The organism is Rugosibacter aromaticivorans (assembly GCF_000934545.1).
GTDB classification, from domain to species: domain Bacteria; phylum Pseudomonadota; class Gammaproteobacteria; order Burkholderiales; family Rhodocyclaceae; genus Rugosibacter; species Rugosibacter aromaticivorans.
In genome coordinates this window covers 1,147,032-1,169,124 of record NZ_CP010554.1, presented here as the reverse complement: position 1 = coordinate 1,169,124, position 22,093 = coordinate 1,147,032, and the positions used below count along the sequence as shown (strand labels likewise).

Below are 22,093 nucleotides of genomic sequence, written 5' to 3'. Positions count from 1 at the left end.
CAAATTACGCATTTGATCCATCCACTCAATCGGGCTTGGGTACGCTTGCCATGAATGGACAAGGCTTCGACTAGACTACCCTCAGCCAAACAGCTCTCCACCCCAACAGACAATGCATATTCAATCCGTTCGAGCCTCGCATATATGCCAAGCGACACGCCCGCATCCTCGCCTGCACCTTAGTCTGGCGAAAAATGAAGATGAAATGCGTGAAGCACAGCGCCTGCGCTACAAAGTATTTGGTGAGGAATTAGGTGCTCGTTTATTCGAACAGATACCAGGCCACGATACGGATTTGTTTGACCCTCATTGTGACCATTTGCTGGTACGCAGCCATAACACTGGCAAAGTGATCGGTACTTATCGCATCATCTCTCCAGAAGCAGCCAAATCCGCGGGAAGCTATTACGCAGAGGGCGAATTCTCGCTGACGCGCCTGCAGCACCTTCGCCCACGCATGATAGAAATTGGTCGATTCTGCATTCATCCCGATTACCGTAGCGGCTCCGTGATAGCCTTACTCTGGTCGGGTTTGGGTCAGTACATCGCTCGTCGCGACCATGAGTATTTAATCGGTTCCGCCTCCATCAGCATGGCTGATGGCGGCCACAATGCCGCGAATCTCTACCAACAATTAAGTGAAGCGCAAAAAGCCCCGCCGGAATGTCGGGTTAATCCGTTTCACCCGTTGCCCTTTAAACAGTTAGCCAATGGAAAACCTGCAGTGATTCCCCCTCTACTTAAGGGTTACTTGCGTGCCGGCGGGCGGGTATGTGGAGAACCCGCATGGGATACCGACTTCAATACGGCCGACCTACTCTTTCTGCTACCTATGGCACGGCTGAATCAACGCTATGAGCGGGCCTTTCTCGATCCCTATCGCTCCCCCGAACGATTGCATCAAAGTCACAGAATGTTGTAATGCAAGCACTCTCCTGCGCTTCATTCGCAAGCATGCAGCAAACATCCTGCACACCATCAAACGACTCAGCAGAGATTTTCTGCGCAGAAAATAAATCGCAGTGATTGCGCTGACTCAAAACAAGGAACGCTGCGCTGCATCGGTTTCCACATTCGGAGTTTCCACACTCGGCGGTTGAAACAAGGTGCAATCAAATGCGGGCAAGGGCTGATTAAATCCCAAGCGGCGAGTCGCAATTTTAAAACGCTGTTGAATCATCTCTGCTAACGGCCCGTCTCCGCGATGACGGTGGCCAAAACAACTGTCATATTCCTTGCCACCATGCATTTGACGCAGCAAGCTGAAAACGTGTTCGGCGCGACCCGGTTCTTCACGTTCCAGCCAATCACGAAATAGCGGCTTGACCTCATGCGGCAGGCGTAACAGCACATACCCCGCCGTGCGGGTGCCGGCGTCAGCTGCCGCTTGCAGAATGTCTTCCAGCTCGTGATCTGTCAGGGCCGGTACCAATGGCGCCACTAAAACCGCTGTCGGTATGCCCGCAGAAGACAGCGCCTCCAGCACAGAAAGTCGGCGCTGGCTAGACGCCGCCCGCGGCTCCATACGCCGCGCCAGATCAGCATTCAGCGTGGTAATCGACACGGCAACGCGCACCAGATGCTGTTGTGCCATCTCTACGAGAATATCCAGATCGCGCAGAATCAACGCGGATTTGGTCACGATGCTCACCGGATGACGACAGGCAGCCAGCGTTTCCAGTATCCCGCGCGTCAAGCCCAGACGCCGCTCTACGGGCTGCCAGCCATCGGTATTGATGCCCAGTGCCAAGGGTTTGCACACATATTTTGGATGGGCGAGCTCCCTGCGCAACACCTCAATCGCATCGGGCTTATAGGCTAGCTTGGTCTCGAAATCCAGCCCTGGCGATAAACCCAGATACGCATGACTGGGCCGCGCAAAACAATAGCTGCAACCATGCTCACAGCCGCGATAGGGGTTGATTGAACGGTCGAACGGAATATCTGGCGACTGGTTGTAGCTGATCACTGTTTTGGCGGTGTCAATGATCAGCTCGGTAGAAACCGGCGCTTCTTGCGCCTCGGGGTCCAGCCACCAGCCGTCATCAGCCGCTACGCGTTGCCAACTGGCGTAGCGGTTATCCGGATTATGGCCTGCGCCGCGACCTTTACGTGTGAAGGATGCCATCACCCATCAGAACACGCTTGATCGACCCGCAGATTATTCTTGTGCTGGTTTTTCATCAAAGGTGTAACCCAATGCCAGCACACCTTCGCGCAGCAAGCTCATCGCGGGCGCCACTGCTGCGGGCTCGCCTCGCACGCCGAGCTCGACATGCGAGCGCACGGTCTCTGAGCCCAAAAAGGGCAAGCTAAACGCCTTTATCCCAGGATAACGGCTTTCTACTTCCTGCATTACCGGGATCAACATACTTTCAATGCCGCGCCAAACCAAAATGGCCGCATCTGCCGTAGGGGTGGCGTTAAACAGGTGACGATACTTTGTATCCAGCACCCATTCCACCATAGGCCAAGCCATCTGCGGAAAGCCCGGCACAAAGTAGTGCTCACCCAGCGAAAAACCGGCAATGCGATTAAACGGATTGGGAACAATCTGGCTGCCCACAGGAAAGCGCCCCATATCCAACGATTCGATTGTCATTTCCCGCCCCATCTCGATGAAGCGGGAACGGATTTCGTGCTCCGCCTCGGGGTGCAAAAACAAGTCAACGCCTGCCGCCGCCGCCACCGCCTGGCGCGTGTGATCATCGGGCGTATTACCGATACCACCAAAACTAAACACGATATCGTCCGTTGCCAGCGTACGGCGAAAGGTATCGATCAATCGCTGCCGATCATCCCCGATATACATCGCCCACGCCAGATGCATATTACGCGCGGCGAGTATTTTTAGCAGACGCGCAAAATGACCATCTTCACGTTTGCCCCGCGTGATTTCGTCACCGATAATAATCGCACCGATGGCTTTTGCCGGGCTTTTTGACGGCCTCATAGCACCGCTCATGGCACCACGCACTGCATCACTCATTGCATCACTCATAGTTGCACTCCCCGTAATTGTCGTTGTTGCCGCAAAGCCGCCAGACCCAGATGTACAAACACCAGCGCCGTCAATACAGGTACCACCAGCTGAATCAGCGGTACATGCGCGAGCAAGGCGCAGCCCGTACCCGCGAGATAAAACGTGGATTTTTTATCATTCACCAGTTGCGTTAATTCTGCCGCAGTAGCATGTTCAGCCAAAGCATCCACACGGAAAGTGCGCTGATTCAACCAGGCTGTCCAGAACAAAGGCAGCACCAGCACCACACCGGGGATGAGCAGCAAAGGCAAAGAGAGCAGCCCACCGAACAAGAACACACACCCTGCCACCAACGTATTAATCAGGCTCCGCCAAAAAGCATTTTCACCATGACGTACCAGATCAGGGTAATCGCGGGCCGCCACATAGATGATCAAATAAGGCAACACAACGACGGCCACCAAGAACAACGCCGTCAGGTAAATCAGCGAGGCAAATGCGGCCAGCAAAAGAAAAACCGCCGCCCAGTGAGCGACCCATTCCCAGCCTGACCATGGCAACTGCGGCACAATCTGCGTCATCAACATGAGGCCATGTGCCCAGATAAAAAAACCCAAAATCCCCCAGAAGGCAGCCGCGACCACTGGTGGCCACAGCACATGCCACAGAATGTCCCCGCGCGTCAGATCGCGTGTTGCTTTACCAAACGCCGCCAATAGTTCATGCATGGTGGCTCCTTGTGATTGTGTTTACGTTGATGTTCATCATCGCATTCTCGCATCCCACATCTTTTGCAGCCGCTTGATGGACACCGGCGTGGGGGTGCGTAATTCTTGCGCAAAAAGAGCAACGCGCAACTCTTCGAGCAACCAGCGGAATTCTTCCATAAAGGGATCATCCAGATGGTCTTTGTGATAACCCGTTTGACCCGATTTCTGCAAGGCATGGCGCTCACGTTCCCAGGGTTTGCCAAGCGCTTGCCATTCTGCCAATAAACGCGCCTCGCGCGTGGGGTCACTACGCGCTTTATCCAGCCGCAAGGTGGCCGCTTTGAGATAGCGCGGATAGTGCTGCAACCGCTCATAGGGCACCCCAACAATAAAATTCTTGTGTAGTAACGCCGCCAATTGCGCGTTGATATCAACGCAGGTGGCAACGAAGGTTTTTTGCGCCGCGACGATCTTCTTTTGCAACGCCGCGTATTCGCCGATGACGGCGGCAATTAACCGCGCAATCTCTTGGGCGACGAGCAAAATGCGCCCACGCGCCGCATCGCACCGTGTCACGAACGCCGACTTTTCGAGAGGCAAAGGCGCCATCAAGCAGGTGCGCTCAAGCGTCGCGGCAACCAGTTGCGTCTTGAGCTCTTTTTCTGTTCCCAAGGGAATGAACTGCAATGCCATCTCGCGCAGACAAAACAACTTTTCGATGGCTTTCACTTGCGTTGCCAACTGAAGCGAAAACAGTCGCATCAAGCCGCGACGATGTTCAGCCAGCGCCTGCGCTTGCGTGTCAAAAACGGTCAAGCGCACGCCATCACCTTCATCCACCAGTGCAGGAAAACCTATGACTTGCCGGTCTTTGACGTTAATCTCGAGCAACTCAGGCAACGGCCCAAAAAGCCAATCGACATACAGCACCGTATCATCCACAGGCTGCGCCACCGGCGGGACATCCATGTCAGAGCTGGCCGCTTCAATGCTGGTGTCATCCATGTTGGCAACCGCGGCAACCTTGACTGCCGCCACAACCCCAGCCACCCCGTTTTGCCAAATTTGAGCCACACGTTCGCGATATTCAGTGCGCAACTCGGTCAGATGACGCGAGATAGCCAAGGTGCCGCCATGCTCACTCAATAGCCGAAAATTCATGAATAAATGCGGCCGCAACTCACCCAGACGAAAAGCATCCAGTGGCAGCTTCATGGCCAGTTTTTCTTCCACTGCCTGGGTTAATGTGCGCATCAGGGGCTCATCTGCGGGCATCGCGCTGGTGCAAAAATCATCCGCGAAGGCATCCAGCGGCTGCAAGCGATGCCGATATTTCTGCGGCAAGGTTTTTAAAAGAGCGATCACTTTTTCTTTGAGCAGACCGGGCACCAGCCACTCACACCGCTGGGCAGATAACTGATTCAACGCCACCAGCGGCAGATCAAGCGTCACCCCATCGTCTGGCGCACCCGGATGGTGGTGATAATGCAGCGTGAACTTTTGCCCATGTTGCTCTAGGTACGGGGGAAAAGCCGCCGTGGTAATGCCCGCTGCCTCATGCCGCATCAACTGTGCTTTTTCCAGAAACAACAGTTTCGGGTTGACGACTTCGGCCTCACGCCGCCAGCGATCAAACGCCGCTAAGGTGGTGATTCCCGCAGCAACCGTGGCATCATAAAAAGCATAAATCAGCTCATCATCCACCAGCACATCCGGCCGCCGCGATTTGTGTTCAAGCGCTTCAATCTCCCGCATGAGCTTGGCGTTATGCTGAAAGAAGCGCCACTTCTTGACCCAGTCCTCGCCCACTTCGCCTTCCACGAGGGCCGATCGAATCAATATCTCGCGCGATAATTTTTCGTCCAGCGGCCCGTAATGCACACGCCGCTTGGCATGCAGCAGCAAACCATGCAGCGTTACGCGCTCCCACGCAACCACTTGACCCGGCCCTTTCTCCCAGTGCGGATCATAGATATGGCTGCGCAGTAAATGGCCACCCACCTGCTCCAGCCATTCCGGCTCGATTCGCGCCACGCACCGCGCGAACAAACGCGAGGTTTCAACAAGCTCGGCCGCCACAATCCAGCGCCCGGCTTTCTTGATCAGGCTGGAACCCGGATGAATAAAAAACTTGATACCGCGCGCGCCAAGGTAGTAGGCTTCTTCTTCGCTCTTCAAACCAATATGGCCGAGTAAACCGGTGAGCAATGCCTTGTGGATAGCAGCGTAAGCGGCGACGCTATCGGGTCGTTGCAAAACAGGGGGAGAACTACTTTGTGCCGTATCACCAGCGCCGTCCAGAGACGGACTCAAGACTTCTTGCGCAGTCGCCACTTTTCTCGACGGGGTGGCCGCGACCGGATAAGCACTGGAAATTTTCCAGCCATGTTCATGGCACAGCGTCAGCAACTGGGCATGCACATCGCGCCACTCGCGCACGCGCAACCAGGAAAGAAAATTCTGCCGGCACCACTGACGCTGCTTGTTCGACGTTTCATGTTTCCAGATGCTATCCGCTGCGTGCCAGAGTTTGAGATAGGAGAGAAATTCAGATTTTTCATCTTTCCATTTCGCATGCGCCTGATCGGCCGAACCGGCTTGCTCCTGAGGCCGCTCACGCGGGTCCTGTACCGACAGTGCGGCAGCGATAATCAGCATTTCGCTAAGGCAACCATAGTCGCGCGCAGCGAGAATCATGCGGCCGATCTTCGGGTCGAGCGGGAGTCGAGCAAGCTCGACTCCCGTCGAAGTCAAGCACCATCTCCCCGCCCCTCCGTTCCACGGCTGGCTTTGCACAGCCAGCCGGCTGCGGCAGCGCGGAGCAATGCTCCGCGAAACCCCGCCTTCGCCCCGAGGAAGGGGGTGACTAGTCACCTCCCCCGCCAGGCGGGGGAGGTCGGGAGGGGGTGTTGTCACAGCCCCCAACTCGGCGAGCAATTGATAGCCGTCGGCAATCATGCGCGGCGCAGGTGGCTCGATGAAGGGGAAATTTTCCACATCGCCCAAATGTAGCGACTTCATGCGCAGAATCACTCCGGCCAGGCTGGAGCGCAGAATTTCCGACTCGGTATAAGCGGCACGCTTGTTGAAATCATCCTCAGCGTACAGCCGGAAGCAAATGCCGGCCGACACACGGCCGCAGCGTCCGGCGCGCTGATTGGCCGCCGCGCGGGCGATAGGTTCAACCTGCAACTGCTCAATCTTGTTGCGATACGAGTAACGCTTGACGCGCGCCAGCCCCGTATCAATCACATACCGAATACCCGGCACGGTGAGCGATGTTTCAGCGACATTGGTCGCCAACACCACGCGGCGACCTTGATGCGATGAAAACACGCGCGCCTGTTCGGGCGCCGACTGGCGGGCAAACAGCGGCAGAATTTCAAGGCTGGCCCCAAGACCTGCCGCCCCGCCAGAAAACGAATGTTTGCGTAACGCTTCTGCCGCCTCGCGAATCTCGCGCTCACCCGGCAGAAACACCAGCACGTCACCTGACCCGGCGCGATGTGCCTCGCTCACCGCATCGACAATGGCCTCGTTGATGTCCCGATCCGCCATGCCCTTCGCACCGGAAGGCGAATTGGGGGCAGGCGTCTCAGCCCACGGTCGATATCGCGTTTCTATGGGATACAAACGCCCCGAAACTTCGATCACCGGCGCCGCTTTTTTGTTGATGGAAAAATGTTGGCTGAAGCGCTCGGCATCCAGCGTGGCGGAGGTCACGATAACTTTCAGATCGGGGCGTTTGGGCAACAACTGCTTCAGATAGCCAAGCATGAAATCAATGTTCAGGCTGCGCTCGTGCGCCTCGTCGATAATGAGCGTGTCGTACTGGCGCAGCAGCGGATCAGTTTGTGTCTCGGCCAGCAAAATACCGTCCGTCATCAGCTTGATGTAGGTCTCCGGCGAAACCCGATCGGTAAAACGTATCTTGAAGCCGACATAGCGGCCCAGCTCGGACTTCAGTTCCTGCGCAATGCGCGTCGCTGTGGCACGCGCGGCAATCCGGCGCGGCTGCGTGTGGCCAATGAGTCCATTCAAGCCACGCCCGATCTCCAAACAGATTTTTGGCAGTTGCGTGGTCTTGCCCGAGCCGGTTTCGCCGCAGATCACGACGACCTGATGCTGGGCAATGGTCGCGGCAATTTCCTCTCGCCGCAAGGTAACCGGCAGCGCTTCGTCATAGACAATCGCTGGCCGTGCAGCGCTGCGCGCCTCGACATCGAACCTCATTGCACCCGCCTCATTGCGCTAATTTTTGTATGGTCAAAATGCCCAGGCCGGTCATCAGCAGCGAACCAAACAAATGGATTGAGGCCGCACCCACCGCCCAGCCATACTCGGCGCGTTGAATCAGCGCTACAACTTCTGCTGAAAAGGTGGAAAACGTCGTCAGCGCACCTAGCACGCCGGTAATGAAGAACAAGCGCAATTCAGGTGAAAGATCGACATTCAGGTGAAACACCGTAACGGCAGCGCCTACCAGATAACCGCCGAGCAGATTCGCCGCCAGCGTGCCCAGCGGCACTGTGGGAAACAGCGGGTTCAGCCATAGCCCCAGCCCCCAGCGTAACCATGCGCCCAGCATGGCACCGAGTCCAATTGCAAAAAGACTTATCCAATTCATCGCAGCTATTTTACGCCTGCCTTTTACGCCTGCCAGTAGAATTACATCTTTGTATTCGTTTGGCGCACTCATGTCTGACACCGAAAAAACCTCTAACTTCATTCGGCATATCATCGAGGCCGATCTTGCCGCCGGAAAATATGCTGCACGCGCTTGGAGCGGCAAGCCCGGTCCGGCCGCACAACAAAAACTCGGCGCTGGTGATACGGCAAAGATCCGCACCCGCTTTCCGCCGGAGCCGAATGGCTATCTGCACTTTGGCCACGCCAAGTCGATTTGCCTGAATTTTGGTTTGGCACGTGACTACGACGGCGCGTGTCACCTGCGTTTTGATGACACCAATCCGGAGAAAGAAGAACAGGAGTATGCCGATTCGATTATCGACGCAGTGCGCTGGCTGGGATTTGACTGGCACTTTGGCGCAGAGAACAATCTCTACCACGCCTCGGACTACTTTCCCTGGATGCTTGCGTTCGCTGAAAAATTGATCGACGCAGGCCACGCCTATGTCGATTCGCAAACCCCCGAAGAGATGCGCGCGCGGCGCGGCACGCTGACCGAAGCGGGTAAAGATTCGCCTTTTCGCACACGTACAGCCGCTGAAAATCGCGAGCTATTTGCCCGCATGAAAGCCGGCGAATTCGCTGATGGCACACACGTGCTGCGCGCCAAGATCAACATGGCATCAAGCAACATCAACCTGCGCGACCCCACCATTTATCGCATCCGCCACGCCACGCACCACAACACGGGGGACACCTGGTGCATCTATCCGATGTACACCTTCGCTCACCCGATTGAGGACGCGCTGGAAAACATTACGCATTCGATCTGCACGCTGGAGTTTGAAGACCAGCGCCCATTCTACGACTGGCTTTTGACCCGGCTGGCCGAGCTGGGCTGCGTGAATACGCCGTTGCCGCAGCAGATTGAATTCTCGCGGCTTAACCTCTCCTATGTCGTGCTCTCCAAGCGCAAGCTGATTCAACTCGTTGAAGAAAAACATGTCAGCGGCTGGGACGACCCGCGCCTGCCCACGCTCGTGGGTGCGCGCCGGCGTGGCTACACGCCCGAAGGGTTTCGCCACTTTGCCGAGATGATAGGCGTCAGCAAATCCGATTCATGGATCGACTTCAGCGTGTTCGAAGAATGCCAGCGCCAGCATCTAAACGACATCGCCCCGCGCCGCATCGCCGTGCTTGACCCGGTCAAGCTCATCATCGACAACTACCCGGACAAGCAAGAAGAAATGTGTGAAGCACCCAACCACCCGCAAAAACCCGAGTGGGGCAAACGCCCGATTCCTTTCTCAAAAGAATTGTGGATAGAGCGCGAAGACTTTATGGAAACGCCCATCAAAGGCTACTTCCGCCTCTTCCCCGGCAACACTGTGCGCCTGCGTTATGGCTTTGTCATTAAATGCATCGGCTGCGATAAAGATGCCAGCGGCAAGATCACTGCGGTACATTGCGAATACCTGCCCGATTCAAAATCCGGCACGCCGGGATCAGACACTTACAAAGTCAAGGGCAACATCCATTGGGTGTCCGCAGCTCACGCCTATGCTGCTGAAGTACGCCTCTATGACCGCTTGTTTGCCGTTGAAGCACCGGGTGCCGATGGTGGTGATTTCATCAGCGATCTCAACCAGAATTCGCGCATTACAGTCAAGGCACAACTCGAGCCGACACTAAAAAATGCAGCCGCTGAAGAACGCTTTCAATTCGAACGCCATGGCTACTTCATTGCGGATCATGTCGATTCGACATCCGGCACACCGATATTCAATCGCATAGTGACACTAAAGGAGTCATGGCATGGAACAGCAAAAAAATAATTCGGCGGTACGCCACCAGCATCCCCATGCTGGATGATGCACTCAAGCGCAGGTGTTGAAAAATATATGAAGAAAAACGCTCTGGCGGAGACAGAAAGCGACCAGTACTGGAAGAAGTGTTATCCGAATTACAAAAAGGCGATACGTTCGTAGTGTTCAACCTTAACAGAGTAGCTCGATCACCGAGTCACCTTTAGTCATCTTTTAGAGATCCTCGACAGAATAGAAAACGTAGGCGCTGCCTTCCTGAGGCTGACAGAAGTTATAGATACAAAGTCACCAGTGGGCCGCATGATGATGCAAATCATCGACGCCTTCGCAGCGTTCGAACGCGAGCTGATCCGCGAAATAACTCGAGCTGGAATGGAAGCAGCCCTCGAGCGCGGCGCAGAATTTGGGCGTCCATACGGTTTTCCAGAATCCGGGCATCCGAAGATGCTACGCCAGTGACACAGCGAAAAATACACTAAAACGGCGCTAGCCAGGCAGTATGCCGCGTACATATCGAGCATCAAGCGCGCTATCAAACGGCATCAGGCAAAAGTACCGCTGCAATTAAAGATTGAAGCTGCTTAAAAGCAAATTAGAGGGTTTCGCCCTAAAGGTTTTCAGGTTCCGCCGGTAAGCCTTGCCCTCCACCGGCGCAGATTCCGCAGCCCTGCCGTGGGGTCAAACCGGCGAAACCCGAAAACCCAAACGAAGGGGGTTCGGAATCCAGGCCAGATGTGGGAAAACCGCTTTTAAGCTACACTTATCAAAAGGAGAATAGCACCATGGCGACTTTAAGCTTTGATACTCATCAATTTGTGAAAACGCTGGAAAAGCGTGGATTCACTCAGGATCAAGCCGAAGGCATCAACGAGGCATTAAAAGACGCGTTGACGGTCGCAGAAGTTGCTACCAAACACGACTTAAGAGAATTAGAGTACAGGCTTACACTGAAGCTTGGCACATTGATCGCAGCCGCAATTGGCATTGTGGCCACCATAGTCAAGCTACTTTAAGTTATCTACTATTTCCGTGGAAAAAAGCCCTCTTCGGAGGGCTTTTTCTTGGGTGGATCAAGCTCCAATCGGAGTTGATTAAATTCTATGCGCTTCGATGAAAACCAAAATCTCAGAACTCTTGTGCCGGCTCTGGTGACCAAGCAACCAACCGAAAAAGGGCAATCTATCATGGCTTTCGTCGTTCTGAGCATCTTGCAGACCCGCGGGGCTAAGCCTTGCCCTCCACCGGCGCAGATTCCGCAGCCCTGCCGTGGGGTCAAACCGGCGAAACCCGAAAACCCAAACGAAGAGGGTTCGGAATCCAGGCCAGATGTGGGAAAACGGCTTTTAAGATACACTTAACCACAAGGAGTACAAAACCATGACGGAAAAAGCAGAAAACCTGATTCTTGAGCACCTGCGTGCCATACGCTCGGACACCGCGCAGATCAAAGACGATATCAGCGAAATAAAAATGCGAATTACGTCCATCGACGAACGCTTAACCCTTGCCGAGAAAGGTATCGCCAACATTCATGGGGATATGGCCATGATTCAATTGCGCCTAGATAAACAAGGTGATCGAATCGAACGCATCGAGAAGCGACTAGAATTGACGCCAGCTTAGTTATCTACACCTTCTACTAAAGAAAAAACCTGCTTCGGCGGGTTTTTTCTTGAGTCAGAAAACGATATTAAAACCTAGGAACGCATCTGGCCCGATACATCAGTAACGACAACCCCAGGCTTTTCAGTTTTCTGTGGACTCTTTGATTGATAATCTGGCGGCTCTCCTGTCGGCGGGTCAGCGCCGACAGGAGAAACGATAGAGCTTACCCGCCGTGAATGGAGGTATTGAGTACAGATTCAACAAGGCATTAATGCGCCGTATCGTTTCCGACCAGTCATAGCCAAAGAGATTGTCGCGGCGATTAAAACGGGCAATGTTTCCGGAAAACTCAACGGTAGAGCCGTCAGAACGTAACTCGAATCTGGAATTGAAAGAGCCTTCCAGACCTGCCCTTTTATCAATGAGGTACTCCACTGAGCCATCGGCATCAATGGACATGAACCTGCCGCCATTGATACGAGGAGAACAACCATCTCCGTGATCCTGACGAATCGTGAGCCAATCGACAAAGACCGGAATAAGGCTCATTTTTGTATTGGTTTGAGACTAACTTTACGTGTAACTGGCACGTAAAGCTTCGAGGCATCGCCGGGGCGGCTCCGCCGCCCTTCGGCGACGGCCTCAAAACTATCTGAATCCGTAATAACTTTTGTTGATACAGACAACTTCACAATATACAAATCGACAGGAAAAAGGTCTTTTTGATTTTCGAGAAACCTAGATTGGTTAGAAGGACGGCCACGCTTCGGCTTGGCAGGCTTGGGGCCGAACTGGATACGAGAACCGGGAAGGTCAAACATCGTTTTTGTTTCTCCTTGACTGATTTTGCCGGGTAAGGCAAAGTGGCGATGATTCTTTTTTGGGACAATCCCAAAAGCAAGACGTCAAGAGGTATTTTTATGAAACTGTTCGGATATATAACAACAGGAATTGAGAAAACAGGAAGCGTAAAGGCTGTTGCTGAAAATATCGGAGTCAACAGAACACATCTAGCAGATGCGAAAGCAGGAAGGAGAGGACTGCCGCTACTGGCTTGTGTGAGATTAGCTCACTTGATAAATGCTGACCCACTCAATGTGATAGTGGCATCGCAATTAGTCACAGAGACAGATGAAAAAAAACGCAAGGAATGGACGCCTTTTTTGACAAATGAGTGGCGGAGAGGGTGGGATTCGAACCCACGGTAGGCTCACACCTACGCCTGATTTCGAGTCAGGTACATTCGACCACTCTGCCACCTCTCCGCAACGCGGGATTATAACCGTGAAGCGGAGCCTATCCGAATTTTTGTGTGTAAGGCATATTCATCAGTTCGAGAAAGGAACGAGATATGCCCGAGCAACAAACGAAACCCAAGAAGCTGAGCATGGTTCAGCAATCCATTGAGGATGCGCGCAACGCGCCTGCGTTTACGCCCGAGATGCAGGCACAGCTGGACACACTGGTCAGCGCACCGATGACCGGCAGCGAGGTCAACGACCTCACCGCACGCCTGAAACGCGCGATCATCGAGCGCGCGCTGGCTGCTGAGATGAGCCTGCATCTGGGCTACGCACCCGGCGAAGACAAGCCCGCAGGCGTTGCCAACCATCGCAACGGCAGCAGCGGCAAGACGCTCCTCACCGACACCGGCCCGCTCAGGATCGACATCCCGCGCGACCGCAGCGGCGCGTTCGAACCCCTGATCGTCCCCAAGCATGGCCGCCGCTACGAAGGCTTTGATGACTTGATCCTGTCGATGTATGCACGCGGCATGAGCACGCGCGACATCCGCGCGCACCTGACCGAGATGTATCACGTCGAGGTGTCGCCGGATTTCATCAGCACCGTGACCGATGAAGTCATGGCCGAAGTCTCTGCCTGGCAGGCCCGACCGCTGGAGCCGATGTACCCCGTGATCTTCTTCGACGCGTTGCGGGTCAAGATCCGCGACGACGGCCTGGTCAGGAACAAGGCGGTCTATCTTGCGCTGGGCATCCTGCCCGACGGCAGCCGCGACATTCTCGGGCTGTGGATCGAACACACCGAAGGGGCCAAGTTCTGGCTCAAGGTCTTCAACGACTTGAAGACGCGCGGCGTGGAGGACGTGCTGATCGCCGTTTCCGATGGTCTGAAAGGGATTCCAGAGGCGCTTGCTGCGGCGTATCCGGAAGCCGTCCTGCAAACCTGCATCGTGCACTTGATCCGCAACAGCCTGGACTATGCCAGTTGGAAGGATCGCAAAGCCGTCGCAGCGGCGCTGCGTCCGATCTACACCGCGACGAGCGCAGACGCCGCAGAAGTCGCGCTGACGGCGTTCGCGCAATCCGAATGGGGAACGAAACTGCCGCATGTCGCTGCGGCCTGGCGGCGTGCATGGGACTACGTGACGCCATTCTTTGCGTTCCCGCCCGAGATTCGGCGGGTGATTTACACCACCAATGCCATCGAATCGGTCAACGCGCGCATCCGCAAGGCGATCAAGACACGCGGGCATTTCCCCAACGACGAGGCGGCGACCAAGCTGATCTGGCTGGCGCTGAGAAACATCACCAAGGAATGGGCAATGCCGGTGTTTCACTGGAAAGCCGCGATGGTGCAATTCGCCATCCAGTTCGGGGATCGCTTTACGAAACGTGTCGCGTAAAATCAGGCAGCAATCAATGAAACATCAACCGCCTTGCACACAAAATTCAGGACACTCCCGTGAAGCGAAGAGCCTGAGAGAAAAAAGGGAAGACTCAGATTGCAAAAATTGCCCCACCTGCTGTATTGCCTCATCTTTTTTATTCTTGCCAGCTGTATACGGTTTGAATCACAGAAACCATTACCCCCACCCGAAACAATGGGTGAGTTAGTGGTCGCTGTGCGTGAAGCACCAGGGTTTTTTCAGCGTGATGGCGCAACGACAAGCGGGTTTGAGTATGACTTGGCCAACCTGTTCGCAGCCAGCCTTGGCGTTAAGGCACGCTTTATCATCGCCAAAGACTTTAACCAGCTCAGCACCCTGCTAGCTACGCATAAAGTACACGTGGCCGCCTCGTTACCGGCAAACCGCGCAGATTTTCAATTTTCCCAGCCCATACGCAGCGTGGGGCAATGGATTGTTAGCCATGATGACGCGCTTGGGCCTGATGATCTATCCGCATTGTCTGGCCAAACAGTAGCAATCATTGCCGGGTCTCCGCTGGCAGAAACCCTGCGCACACTGGATGAAAAATCCAGGCCCACCGTGATCGAAATATCAGGCATAGACGAAATCACCTTGCTTGCGCAGGTTGCTGCGCAAAAAATTCCGCTGGCGGCAGTGCATGACATTAACTTCGATCTGGCCAGTAATTTTTACCCTGAACTCAACGCCCGTGTGCGCTTGCCAGGAAAGACCGATCTGTGTTGGGCTTTCCCCAATGACGAGACAAATCCTGCTGTCAAACAAACGAGCAATCAAACCAAGAATCCGGGCAATGCGTCATTGCGTGCCCGGGCTGATGCATTTATTGCGCATGCCCGTGCGGACGGCACACTGGCCCGGCTCAATGACCGCTATTTTGGACATATCAAGCGGATCAATTCCATCGGCATCACGCAGTTCATTAAAGACATTCATTCGCTGTTGCCCGACTTGCGGCGTCATTTCTACGCCGCTCAGGATTTAACCGGGATCGACTGGCGCCTGCTGGCTGCGCTCGCTTACCACGAATCCCACTGGGATCCGCTCGCGACCTCTCCCACCAACGTGCGTGGCATCATGATGCTGACCGAAGAAACCGCCGATCATCTGGGGGTAGACAACCGTCTCAACCCCGCGAGCAGCATTCGCGCAGGCGCGCGCTACCTGGCTGAACTCAATGACCAGCTACCCGATAGCGTCAAACCGCCAGATCGCCTCTGGCTAGCGCTGGCCGCTTATAACCTCGGCATGGGCCATTTACGCGGCGCGCTGGCGATTGCCAAAGACATGCATCGCGACCCCAACAACTGGTATGAAATGAAGAAAGTATTACCGCTACTGTCACGGCCAGAAGTGTATGACCATCTAAAGTCAGGCCCTGCGCGCGGTGGCGAAGCGGTGATTCTGGTGGAGAACATACGCACCTACTACAACATCCTGACACGCTTTGAGCCCATGTATGTCACACCCTTCGCAACCACTGAGCCACAGGCCGCCGGACAAGTCAGGCTGCGGTGATTTTCGTAAGGCCGCCCATCCACGGACGCAACGCAACGGGTACGGTAATGCTGCCATCGGCGTTCTGGTAATTTTCCAGCACGGCAACCAGCGTGCGGCCAACGGCGAGACCCGAGCCATTGATGGTGTGCAGCAGTTCTGTTTTACCGCGTTTGTCAGCTGCGTCGTTGCGGAACCGCGCCTGCATGCGCCGCGCCTGGAACGCCTCGAAATTAGAGCAGGAGGAAATCTCGCGGTAGGCATTTTGCGCGGGCAGCCACACTTCCAAATCGTAAGTTTTAGCAGCAGAAAACCCCATGTCGCCACTGCACAGTGCCATCTTGCGGTAGGGCAGCTCAAGCGCTTGCAACACGGCCTCGGCATGACCTGTGAGCTCTTCCAACGCCTGCCAGGATTTTTCTGGGTGCACTATTTGCACCAATTCCACTTTATCGAATTGATGCTGACGAATCATGCCGCGCGTATCGCGCCCGTAGCTGCCCGCTTCGGAACGAAAGCACGGCGTATGTGCGACAAACTTCAACGGCAGCGCAGCCGCCTCGAGGATTTCGCCACGCACGATGTTGGTTACCGGCACTTCGGCGGTAGGAATCAAATACAAATAGCCGTCTTCGCCATGCGGCACGCGAAACAGATCCTCTTCAAATTTTGGCAACTGACCTGTGCCAAACATGCTGTCTTTATTTACCAGATATGGCACATACACCTCGGTGTAGCCATGCTCACCCGTGTGCAAATCGAGCATGAACTGCGCTAACGCACGATGCAGGCGCGCAATCGGGCCTTTCATCACGGCAAAACGGCTGCCGGAAATCTTGACTGCCGTTTCAAAATCCAGCCCATCAAGCGCCACGCCTAAATCAACGTGATCCTGTAGTGCGTCCTGGGGTGCGGCAATCACTTTGGGCGTGCCCCAGCGCAAAACCTCTACGTTGCCGCTTTCATCCTTGCCTGTGGGCACGCTCTCATGCGGCAGATTGGGAATGCCTGCCAAAAAATAATCGAAGCGCGGCATCAATTCCGCCAACGCCACCTCGCCCGCTTTGAGCGCATCGCCAAGACCGGCCACCTCGGCCAGCACGGCGGAGGCATCTTCGCCTTTGCCCTTCAATATGCCGATCTGCCTGGAGAGCGCATTGCGTTTGGCCTGCAAATCCTGGGTTTGCGTTTGCAGCTGTTTTCTTTCTGCCTCCAGCGCTTCAAACGTCGCGGTATCCAGCGTGACCCCGCGCGTGGCAAGACGTTCAGCAACAAAGGGAAGATGGCTACGAAGAAGTTGAATATCGAGCATGAAGTTTCCTATCAATAACTTAGACTTAGCGGGATTTTTTTGCCTGTTGTTTGGCTTGTTCATCAAGCTCGCGCAAATGCGCCAGCTTCTCGGCTATTTTTTGTTCCAGCCCACGCGCCACTGGCTGATACCAGGTGACCTCTTGCATGCCTTCGGGGAAATACGTTTCACCAGCAGCAAAACCCTCGGCCTCGTCATGCGCATAACGGTAATCGGCCCCGTAGCCCAGGTCTTTCATCAGCTTGGTTGGCGCGTTGCGCAAGTGTTCCGGCACGCCACGGCTTTTGTCTTTGGCCACAAACGCGCGCGCCGCATTATAGGCGAGGTAAGCCGCGTTCGATTTCGGCGCCACCGCCAGATACAGCACCGCATTGGCCAGCGCCAGCTCGCCTTCCGGGCTACCCAGCCGCTCATAAGTGATGCAGGCATTCAACGCCACTTCATGCGCGCGCGGGTCCGCCAGGCCGACATCTTCAATCGCCATGCGCACGATGCGCCGCCCCATGTACAACGGGTCAGCCCCGCCATCCAACATGCGCACCAGCCAGTACAACGCCGCATCGGGGTTCGACCCACGCACGGATTTATGCAGCGCCGAAATCTGATCGTAAAACGCGTCGCCCCCTTTATCAAACCGTCGCAGATCGGCCGCCAGAATCGAATCCAGAAAGTCGGCGCTGACCATACGGCGCGGGTCTGCCTGTTGGTCTGCCTGCGTCGCTGTTTTTACCTGCTCCAGCACGTTGAGCAAACGCCGCGCATCGCCATCGGCATAGCCCAGCAGCCGCTCGCGCGCTGCCGGTTCAAAATCCAGCTCGGGAAAGGCCTGCCCCCGCGCCCGATCAAACAGCGCGCCCAGCTCTTTCTCCGTCAAACTATGCAGCACATACACAGCAGCGCGCGAGAGCAGCGCAGAATTCACCTCGAACGACGGGTTCTCCGTCGTCGCACCGATAAATGTCACTGTGCCATTTTCAACATAAGGCAAAAACGCATCCTGCTGCGCCTTGTTGAAACGATGTACCTCATCGACAAACAAAATCGTGCGCCGCCCGAGGACACGCTGGCTCTCCGCCTGCTGCATCGCCTCGCGGATATCCTTGACCCCGGAAAACACGGCGGATAACGCCACAAACTCGGCATCGAACGCATCCGCCATCAACCGCGCCAGCGTTGTCTTGCCCACCCCCGGCGGCCCCCACAGAATCATCGAATGCGGCACGCCGGAAGAAAATGCCAGATGCAAAGGCTTGCCTGGCCCCACCAGATGCGACTGCCCGATCACCTCATCCAGTGTTTGCGGCCGCAAGCGTTCCGCCAACGGCGCAGCAGGCGGCTCCCCCGCGAAAAGATCAGCACTCACGGAAGGCTCCCAAACACCTCTGTGCCCATCTCGGCGGAATGGCACTTGTCGCAATGCAGGATAAATCGTTTAATCCAATCCAGAGCGGCTCGCTCAGTGCGGGTGCTGCCATGCGGTATCCGCAGCGTCTCACACACCTGATCAAGTAATTTTGGAGAAGCAGGCATCGTGGGTTGGTCGAGAGTTTTGAGGTGTCACTAAATATTTATCTACAGAATTTCAATGAATTATAAATACAACTCGAGCTTCAACACCTCGACGGCGCTTTTTTTGGCTCGGTTCAGGGTGTCCACTCTACGTTGGGTATACATGCAGCGAACACCAGCTTGCGCAAACGCCACTGCGACGGGTGATTTGACCGTTGTTCACACCGGCAATACGAAATAAGGTCAACAGGGTCAGCAGACTCGATTGATTTACAGAAAAAACTAACACTACGGCCAGGCCAGACGCTACTCCTAAAGCCGCACAGCGTCGCTTGCATTCACGTTGGATGTCTCAGTCATGAAAGCGCAATTGAGAAATCAGTAGCGCATGCTTCGTCGGCGAAGATCAGCGTCCCGTGTCCAGCAAGCGGCGGTGTCGATCAATGGCGTCAATGGCGTCTTATTCACCGTGTCACCAGCGCCGATTTTTCGATCAGGCATTTTGACGCCGTGCGCTCAGCATGCTATTTTCTCTCACCGCCATCGGGTTTTCTCAGACAGCCATTACGGTAAGCTTCACATTGCTTCACACTGGAAACAAACAACATGACCCCTATCGTCACCCTTCCAAACACGTTCTGGGATCAGCCATGCTCAGCGGCAGATCAAGAAAACGCACTCCGGGCACTCGAACAAGGAGACGTCTTGTTCTTCCCGCAGCTTCGCTTTTTAGTAGCAGAGGAGGAGAGCCGGTTTCTGTCGCCAACCATCGCGGCGAAGAGCAAGAATGTCAGCCTGGATTGTTCCCGCGGAATACTCAAGGGCAGCAGTGCTGACAAAACGGAACAGCGGCTATTGCAGCGCATGATGCAGCGCTTTGCCACATCGACTGTCGCCTTGCTGCACAATTTGTTGCCGCACTACACAGCAGGTTTAGTGCAAGGGCGCACCAGTTTTCGGCCGGTGGAAATTGCCCGGCGAGCGGCCTCGTGGCGTAAAGACGATACGCGATTGCACGTCGATAGCTTCCCCTCGTCACCCGTACAGGGCAAACGAATCCTGCGTGTGTTCAGCAATGTCAATCCGCAGGGGCAAAGCCGCTCGTGGCGGCTGGGTGAGCCGTTCGAAAACGTCGCCCGCCGCTACCTGCCTGCCTTGCCCCGCCCTGTGTGGGGCTCAAGCCAGTTGCTCAAATTAACCGGGATTACCAAGAGCCGGCGTAGCGCTTATGATCATTTCATGTTGCAGCTGCACGACCGGATGAAGGCAAATATGGATTACCAGTCGACAGCGGCTCAAACTGCGTTCGACTTTCCTGCGGGCAGCACGTGGATGGTATTCACCGACCAGGCATCGCATGCCGCCATGGCGGGGCAGCATGCGTTTGAGCAAACCTTTTACTTGCCCGTTGCCTGCATGCAGAATCAGTCTCTTTCACCGTTGCGCGTGCTGGAAAGGCTGGCCAACCGGGCGCTGATATGACGCTCACGCTTCGTTGCGGGTCGACGTTGCACACGCTTGTACTCGCTTGTCCACGCGCCACGGCATGAATGATTTGTCTTGTAGGCTGGGCTGTTAACACGTTGATGCACAGGGGAGCAGTGTATGAGTAAGACACGAGTGGAAGCATTCAGCGATGGAGTATTGGCCATCATTATCACCATCATGGTTCTGGAACTGAAGGCGCCGCATGGGTGACAGCCTGATGCAGCTCCAGTCACTGCTGCCGGTATTCTTGAGTTTCTGAGCTTTGTCTACATTGGCATTTACTGGAACAACCCTCACCACCTGCTGCATGTCGCGCGGCAGGTGAGCGGCGGGGTTTTGCGGGCCAACCTGCACTTGCTGTTCTGGCCTGACCGTCGTATTGAGCACGCAATGGTTGAACGGGATCCATCAATGTATCGCCGCAAATACATCAAACCTCATCAGGAGTAAAACTCATGTCAACCATCAACAAAGAGAAAACCGTGAAGAAGCTGCGTTGTATCCAGCGTAGCGCAGGGAGTCATTGGGTTGGCAACGGGTTTCCCGTGCGTACGCTGTTTGCCTACCCGAATCTTGGGCCGGTGCTTAGCCCGTTCTTGCTGCTCGATTACGCCGGGCCGATGGAGTTCCCGCCAACGCAAGAGCGCCTCGGCGTGGGCGAGCATCCGCATCGCGGGTTCGAGACGGTGACCATTGTCTACGCCGGTGAAGTCGAACATCGCGACTCCTCAGGTGGCGGTGGCAGCATCGGTCCCGGCGACGTGCAATGGATGACTGCGGCATCCGGCCTTGTACATGAAGAGTTTCACGGGCGTAATTTCGCGCAGCGTGGCGGGCTGTTCGAGATGGTGCAGCTGTGGGTGAATCTGCCCGCCAAGGACAAAAGGGCACCACCGCGCTACCAGAACATTTTGAACAGCCAGATTCCTGCGGTGAACCTGCCGGATGACCAGGGAATCGTGCGCGTTATTGCCGGCGAATTCGCCGGTGCGCAGGGGCCAGCCAAAACCTGCACGCCCATCCATGTTTGGGATTTACGCCTGACGTGCGATCAGCCGATCAACCTTGCCGTGCCCGATGGTTACACAACGGCGCTGGTGGTACTCAAAGGCACTGTGCAGGTGAATGGCTCCGAAGCGATCGCAGTGGCGGAAGTTGGCTTGTTTGACCGCGCCGGGGAAACTATTTGCATTGACAGCGCAAAGAACGCGACCGTACTCCTGCTCTGTGGCGAGCCGATTAACGAACCCATCATGGGCAGCGGGCCATTTGTCATGAACACGCGCGAGGAAATTCATCAGGCAATGGCGGATTACCAAAGCGGCAAGATGGGGCATCTGTCTTGACCATGGGCAATAGATCGTTCAATAAAGCGCCACATCGAAAAATTATTCCGCTGTACTTCACGGCGGTCGGTGCGCTTTAACGGTGAAATGACCGAAAACTCGCTTGCGCCCATAGTGCGCTAAAATCGATTGGCAGTCGCAGCAGAAATTTTTTCTTGCCGAGGTGAACATGGCTTGGTTTGGGCTTTTTTTAGCGGGTCTGTTCGAGGTAGCCTGGGCCATCGGCCTGAAATACACAGAGGGCTTTACCCGCCTGTGGCCAAGCATTGGCACGCTCGCTGCCATGATTGCAAGCATTGGCCTTCTGGGTCTGGCAATGAAGACTCTGCCTGTCGGCACGGCCTATGCTGTATGGGTTGGTGTCGGCGCACTGGGCACAGCCATCTTTGGCATCTTTCTTTTTGACGAATCCGCGAACATGGGCAGGCTGGGAAGCCTTGGTTTGATCATGCTCGGCATCATCGGCCTCAAGTTGGCAACACCTGGCTAATCTACTTTTAGGACTATGGATTACAGT

The 22,093-nt window shown here is 55.3% G+C and carries 23 protein-coding genes, 1 tRNA gene and 1 pseudogene; 13 read left to right on the top strand and 12 right to left on the bottom strand.

What is annotated here, in order from left to right; translation table 11 throughout:
* The first annotated feature begins 205 nt into the window (after positions 1–205).
* Positions 206–922: a GNAT family N-acetyltransferase gene (locus tag PG1C_RS05900; protein WP_284431798.1), complete on the top strand. Its 717-nt coding sequence runs from the start codon at positions 206–208 to the stop codon at positions 920–922.
* A gap of 114 nt (positions 923–1,036) precedes the next feature.
* On the opposite strand, the gene PG1C_RS05895 is transcribed toward PG1C_RS05900, so the two are convergent.
* From PG1C_RS05895 to crcB, 5 genes are read right to left on the bottom strand one after another with little or no spacing between them, the layout of a single operon-like run.
* A complete protein-coding gene (locus PG1C_RS05895) occupies positions 1,037–2,128 on the bottom strand; it encodes a PA0069 family radical SAM protein (RefSeq protein WP_202636461.1) in 1,092 nt (363 codons plus the stop codon).
* 33 nt (positions 2,129–2,161) lie between these two features.
* The gene (locus PG1C_RS05890) at positions 2,162–3,001 is read right to left on the bottom strand and encodes a competence/damage-inducible protein A (RefSeq protein WP_284431797.1); all 840 of its coding nucleotides are present in this window, start codon (positions 2,999–3,001) and stop codon (positions 2,162–2,164) included.
* Complete coding sequence (locus PG1C_RS05885; RefSeq protein WP_202636460.1) at positions 2,998–3,711, bottom strand: EI24 domain-containing protein; 714 nt, start codon at positions 3,709–3,711, stop codon at positions 2,998–3,000. The genes PG1C_RS05890 and PG1C_RS05885 overlap by 4 nt, the downstream gene beginning before the upstream one ends.
* 36 nt (positions 3,712–3,747) lie before the next feature.
* Positions 3,748–7,926: a DUF3418 domain-containing protein gene (locus PG1C_RS05880; protein ID WP_202636459.1), complete on the bottom strand. Its 4,179-nt coding sequence runs from the start codon at positions 7,924–7,926 to the stop codon at positions 3,748–3,750.
* A 10-nt stretch (positions 7,927–7,936) separates the two neighbouring features.
* On the bottom strand, positions 7,937–8,320 hold the full coding sequence (crcB, locus tag PG1C_RS05875) for a fluoride efflux transporter CrcB (RefSeq protein WP_202636943.1): 384 nt from the start codon (positions 8,318–8,320) through the stop codon (positions 7,937–7,939).
* 70 nt (positions 8,321–8,390) lie between these two features.
* Here crcB and PG1C_RS05870 point away from each other — a divergent pair, with 70 nt between their 5' ends.
* The 5 genes from PG1C_RS05870 (at position 8,391) to PG1C_RS05850 (ending at position 11,771) form a co-directional block, all read left to right on the top strand.
* Complete coding sequence (locus PG1C_RS05870) at positions 8,391–10,157, top strand: glutamine--tRNA ligase/YqeY domain fusion protein (RefSeq protein ID WP_202636458.1); 1,767 nt, start codon at positions 8,391–8,393, stop codon at positions 10,155–10,157.
* A 62-nt stretch (positions 10,158–10,219) separates the two neighbouring features.
* Positions 10,220–10,354: a recombinase family protein gene (locus PG1C_RS14995; RefSeq protein ID WP_202636942.1), complete on the top strand. Its 135-nt coding sequence runs from the start codon at positions 10,220–10,222 to the stop codon at positions 10,352–10,354.
* Between the two features lie 13 nt (positions 10,355–10,367).
* Complete coding sequence (locus PG1C_RS05860; RefSeq protein ID WP_202636941.1) at positions 10,368–10,607, top strand: recombinase family protein; 240 nt, start codon at positions 10,368–10,370, stop codon at positions 10,605–10,607.
* 323 nt (positions 10,608–10,930) lie between these two features.
* Positions 10,931–11,161 (top strand): coiled-coil domain-containing protein, encoded by a 231-nt coding sequence (locus PG1C_RS05855; RefSeq protein WP_202636457.1) that lies wholly within the window; start codon positions 10,931–10,933, stop codon positions 11,159–11,161.
* Positions 11,162–11,525: 364 nt separating this feature from the next.
* Positions 11,526–11,771, top strand: coding sequence for a hypothetical protein (locus PG1C_RS05850; RefSeq protein ID WP_202636456.1), 246 nt, complete (start codon positions 11,526–11,528; stop codon positions 11,769–11,771).
* 177 nt (positions 11,772–11,948) lie between these two features.
* Here PG1C_RS05850 and PG1C_RS05845 read toward each other — a convergent pair whose 3' ends face one another.
* Positions 11,949–12,302 (bottom strand): hypothetical protein, encoded by a 354-nt coding sequence (locus tag PG1C_RS05845; protein WP_202636455.1) that lies wholly within the window; start codon positions 12,300–12,302, stop codon positions 11,949–11,951.
* On the bottom strand, positions 12,299–12,574 hold the full coding sequence (locus PG1C_RS05840) for a hypothetical protein (RefSeq protein ID WP_202636454.1): 276 nt from the start codon (positions 12,572–12,574) through the stop codon (positions 12,299–12,301). Before PG1C_RS05840 ends, PG1C_RS05845 begins: the two co-directional genes overlap by 4 nt.
* Before the next feature lie 42 nt (positions 12,575–12,616).
* Between PG1C_RS05840 and PG1C_RS05835 the strand changes: the two genes are divergently transcribed.
* The gene (locus PG1C_RS05835; RefSeq protein ID WP_202636453.1) at positions 12,617–12,961 is read left to right on the top strand and encodes a hypothetical protein; all 345 of its coding nucleotides are present in this window, start codon (positions 12,617–12,619) and stop codon (positions 12,959–12,961) included.
* On the opposite strand, the gene PG1C_RS05830 is transcribed toward PG1C_RS05835, so the two are convergent.
* A tRNA-Ser gene (locus PG1C_RS05830) sits at positions 12,929–13,018 on the bottom strand. The genes PG1C_RS05835 and PG1C_RS05830 overlap by 33 nt on opposite strands.
* Positions 13,019–13,194: 176 nt before the next feature.
* On the opposite strand from PG1C_RS05830, the gene PG1C_RS05825 reads away from it, so the two are divergent.
* Both PG1C_RS05825 and mltF read left to right on the top strand, forming a co-directional pair.
* Positions 13,195–14,400: an IS256 family transposase gene (locus tag PG1C_RS05825; RefSeq protein WP_414629203.1), complete on the top strand. Its 1,206-nt coding sequence runs from the start codon at positions 13,195–13,197 to the stop codon at positions 14,398–14,400.
* Between the two features lie 99 nt (positions 14,401–14,499).
* Complete coding sequence (gene mltF / locus PG1C_RS05820; RefSeq protein WP_202636452.1) at positions 14,500–15,942, top strand: membrane-bound lytic murein transglycosylase MltF; 1,443 nt, start codon at positions 14,500–14,502, stop codon at positions 15,940–15,942.
* Here mltF and serS read toward each other — a convergent pair.
* From serS to PG1C_RS14750, 4 genes are all read right to left on the bottom strand, one after another.
* Complete coding sequence (gene serS / locus PG1C_RS05815) at positions 15,929–17,233, bottom strand: serine--tRNA ligase (RefSeq protein ID WP_202636451.1); 1,305 nt, start codon at positions 17,231–17,233, stop codon at positions 15,929–15,931. The genes mltF and serS overlap by 14 nt on opposite strands.
* A gap of 25 nt (positions 17,234–17,258) precedes the next feature.
* Positions 17,259–18,596 carry a replication-associated recombination protein A gene (locus PG1C_RS05810; protein WP_202636450.1) on the bottom strand — a complete coding sequence of 446 codons (1,338 nt, stop codon included), beginning with the start codon at positions 18,594–18,596 and terminating at the stop codon, positions 17,259–17,261.
* Entirely contained in the window at positions 18,593–18,763 is a 171-nt protein-coding gene (locus PG1C_RS14895; RefSeq protein WP_348539353.1) for a phage integrase N-terminal SAM-like domain-containing protein, read from the bottom strand. The genes PG1C_RS05810 and PG1C_RS14895 overlap by 4 nt, the downstream gene beginning before the upstream one ends.
* Before the next feature lie 357 nt (positions 18,764–19,120).
* A complete protein-coding gene (locus PG1C_RS14750) occupies positions 19,121–19,243 on the bottom strand; it encodes a hypothetical protein (protein ID WP_257719919.1) in 123 nt (40 codons plus the stop codon).
* Between the two features lie 105 nt (positions 19,244–19,348).
* Here PG1C_RS14750 and PG1C_RS05805 point away from each other — a divergent pair, with 105 nt between their 5' ends.
* The 4 genes and pseudogenes from PG1C_RS05805 (at position 19,349) to sugE (ending at position 22,066) form a co-directional block, all read left to right on the top strand.
* On the top strand, positions 19,349–20,224 hold the full coding sequence (locus tag PG1C_RS05805) for a Kdo hydroxylase KdoO (RefSeq protein WP_202636449.1): 876 nt from the start codon (positions 19,349–19,351) through the stop codon (positions 20,222–20,224).
* Positions 20,225–20,347: 123 nt separating this feature from the next.
* Positions 20,348–20,680 (top strand): annotated as a pseudogene (locus PG1C_RS05800) (TMEM175 family protein).
* A gap of 32 nt (positions 20,681–20,712) precedes the next feature.
* Positions 20,713–21,576, top strand: a complete 864-nt coding sequence (locus PG1C_RS05795; protein WP_202636940.1) for a pirin family protein — start codon at positions 20,713–20,715, stop codon at positions 21,574–21,576.
* Between the two features lie 169 nt (positions 21,577–21,745).
* Positions 21,746–22,066: a quaternary ammonium compound efflux SMR transporter SugE gene (gene sugE / locus PG1C_RS05790; RefSeq protein WP_202636448.1), complete on the top strand. Its 321-nt coding sequence runs from the start codon at positions 21,746–21,748 to the stop codon at positions 22,064–22,066.
* Positions 22,067–22,093: the final 27 nt, after the last annotated feature.

Bases quoted from the DNA above. Each gene is read 5' to 3' on its own strand.
- PG1C_RS05900 (WP_284431798.1), top strand. From the start codon at position 206: ATGCGTGAAGCACAGCGCCTGCGCTACAAAGTATTTGGTGAGGAATTA.
- PG1C_RS05895 (WP_202636461.1), bottom strand. From the start codon at position 2,128: ATGGCATCCTTCACACGTAAAGGTCGCGGCGCAGGCCATAATCCGGAT.
- PG1C_RS05890 (WP_284431797.1), bottom strand. From the start codon at position 3,001: ATGAGTGATGCAATGAGTGATGCAGTGCGTGGTGCCATGAGCGGTGCT.
- PG1C_RS05885 (WP_202636460.1), bottom strand. From the start codon at position 3,711: ATGCATGAACTATTGGCGGCGTTTGGTAAAGCAACACGCGATCTGACG.
- PG1C_RS05880 (WP_202636459.1), bottom strand. From the start codon at position 7,926: ATGAGGTTCGATGTCGAGGCGCGCAGCGCTGCACGGCCAGCGATTGTC.
- crcB (WP_202636943.1), bottom strand. From the start codon at position 8,320: ATGAATTGGATAAGTCTTTTTGCAATTGGACTCGGTGCCATGCTGGGC.
- PG1C_RS05870 (WP_202636458.1), top strand. From the start codon at position 8,391: ATGTCTGACACCGAAAAAACCTCTAACTTCATTCGGCATATCATCGAG.
- PG1C_RS05855 (WP_202636457.1), top strand. From the start codon at position 10,931: ATGGCGACTTTAAGCTTTGATACTCATCAATTTGTGAAAACGCTGGAA.
- PG1C_RS05850 (WP_202636456.1), top strand. From the start codon at position 11,526: ATGACGGAAAAAGCAGAAAACCTGATTCTTGAGCACCTGCGTGCCATA.
- PG1C_RS05845 (WP_202636455.1), bottom strand. From the start codon at position 12,302: ATGAGCCTTATTCCGGTCTTTGTCGATTGGCTCACGATTCGTCAGGAT.
- PG1C_RS05840 (WP_202636454.1), bottom strand. From the start codon at position 12,574: ATGTTTGACCTTCCCGGTTCTCGTATCCAGTTCGGCCCCAAGCCTGCC.
- PG1C_RS05825 (WP_414629203.1), top strand. From the start codon at position 13,195: ATGCAGGCACAGCTGGACACACTGGTCAGCGCACCGATGACCGGCAGC.
- serS (WP_202636451.1), bottom strand. From the start codon at position 17,233: ATGCTCGATATTCAACTTCTTCGTAGCCATCTTCCCTTTGTTGCTGAA.
- PG1C_RS14895 (WP_348539353.1), bottom strand. From the start codon at position 18,763: ATGCCTGCTTCTCCAAAATTACTTGATCAGGTGTGTGAGACGCTGCGG.
- PG1C_RS14750 (WP_257719919.1), bottom strand. From the start codon at position 19,243: ATGCCTGATCGAAAAATCGGCGCTGGTGACACGGTGAATAAGACGCCA.
- PG1C_RS05805 (WP_202636449.1), top strand. From the start codon at position 19,349: ATGACCCCTATCGTCACCCTTCCAAACACGTTCTGGGATCAGCCATGC.
- sugE (WP_202636448.1), top strand. From the start codon at position 21,746: ATGGCTTGGTTTGGGCTTTTTTTAGCGGGTCTGTTCGAGGTAGCCTGG.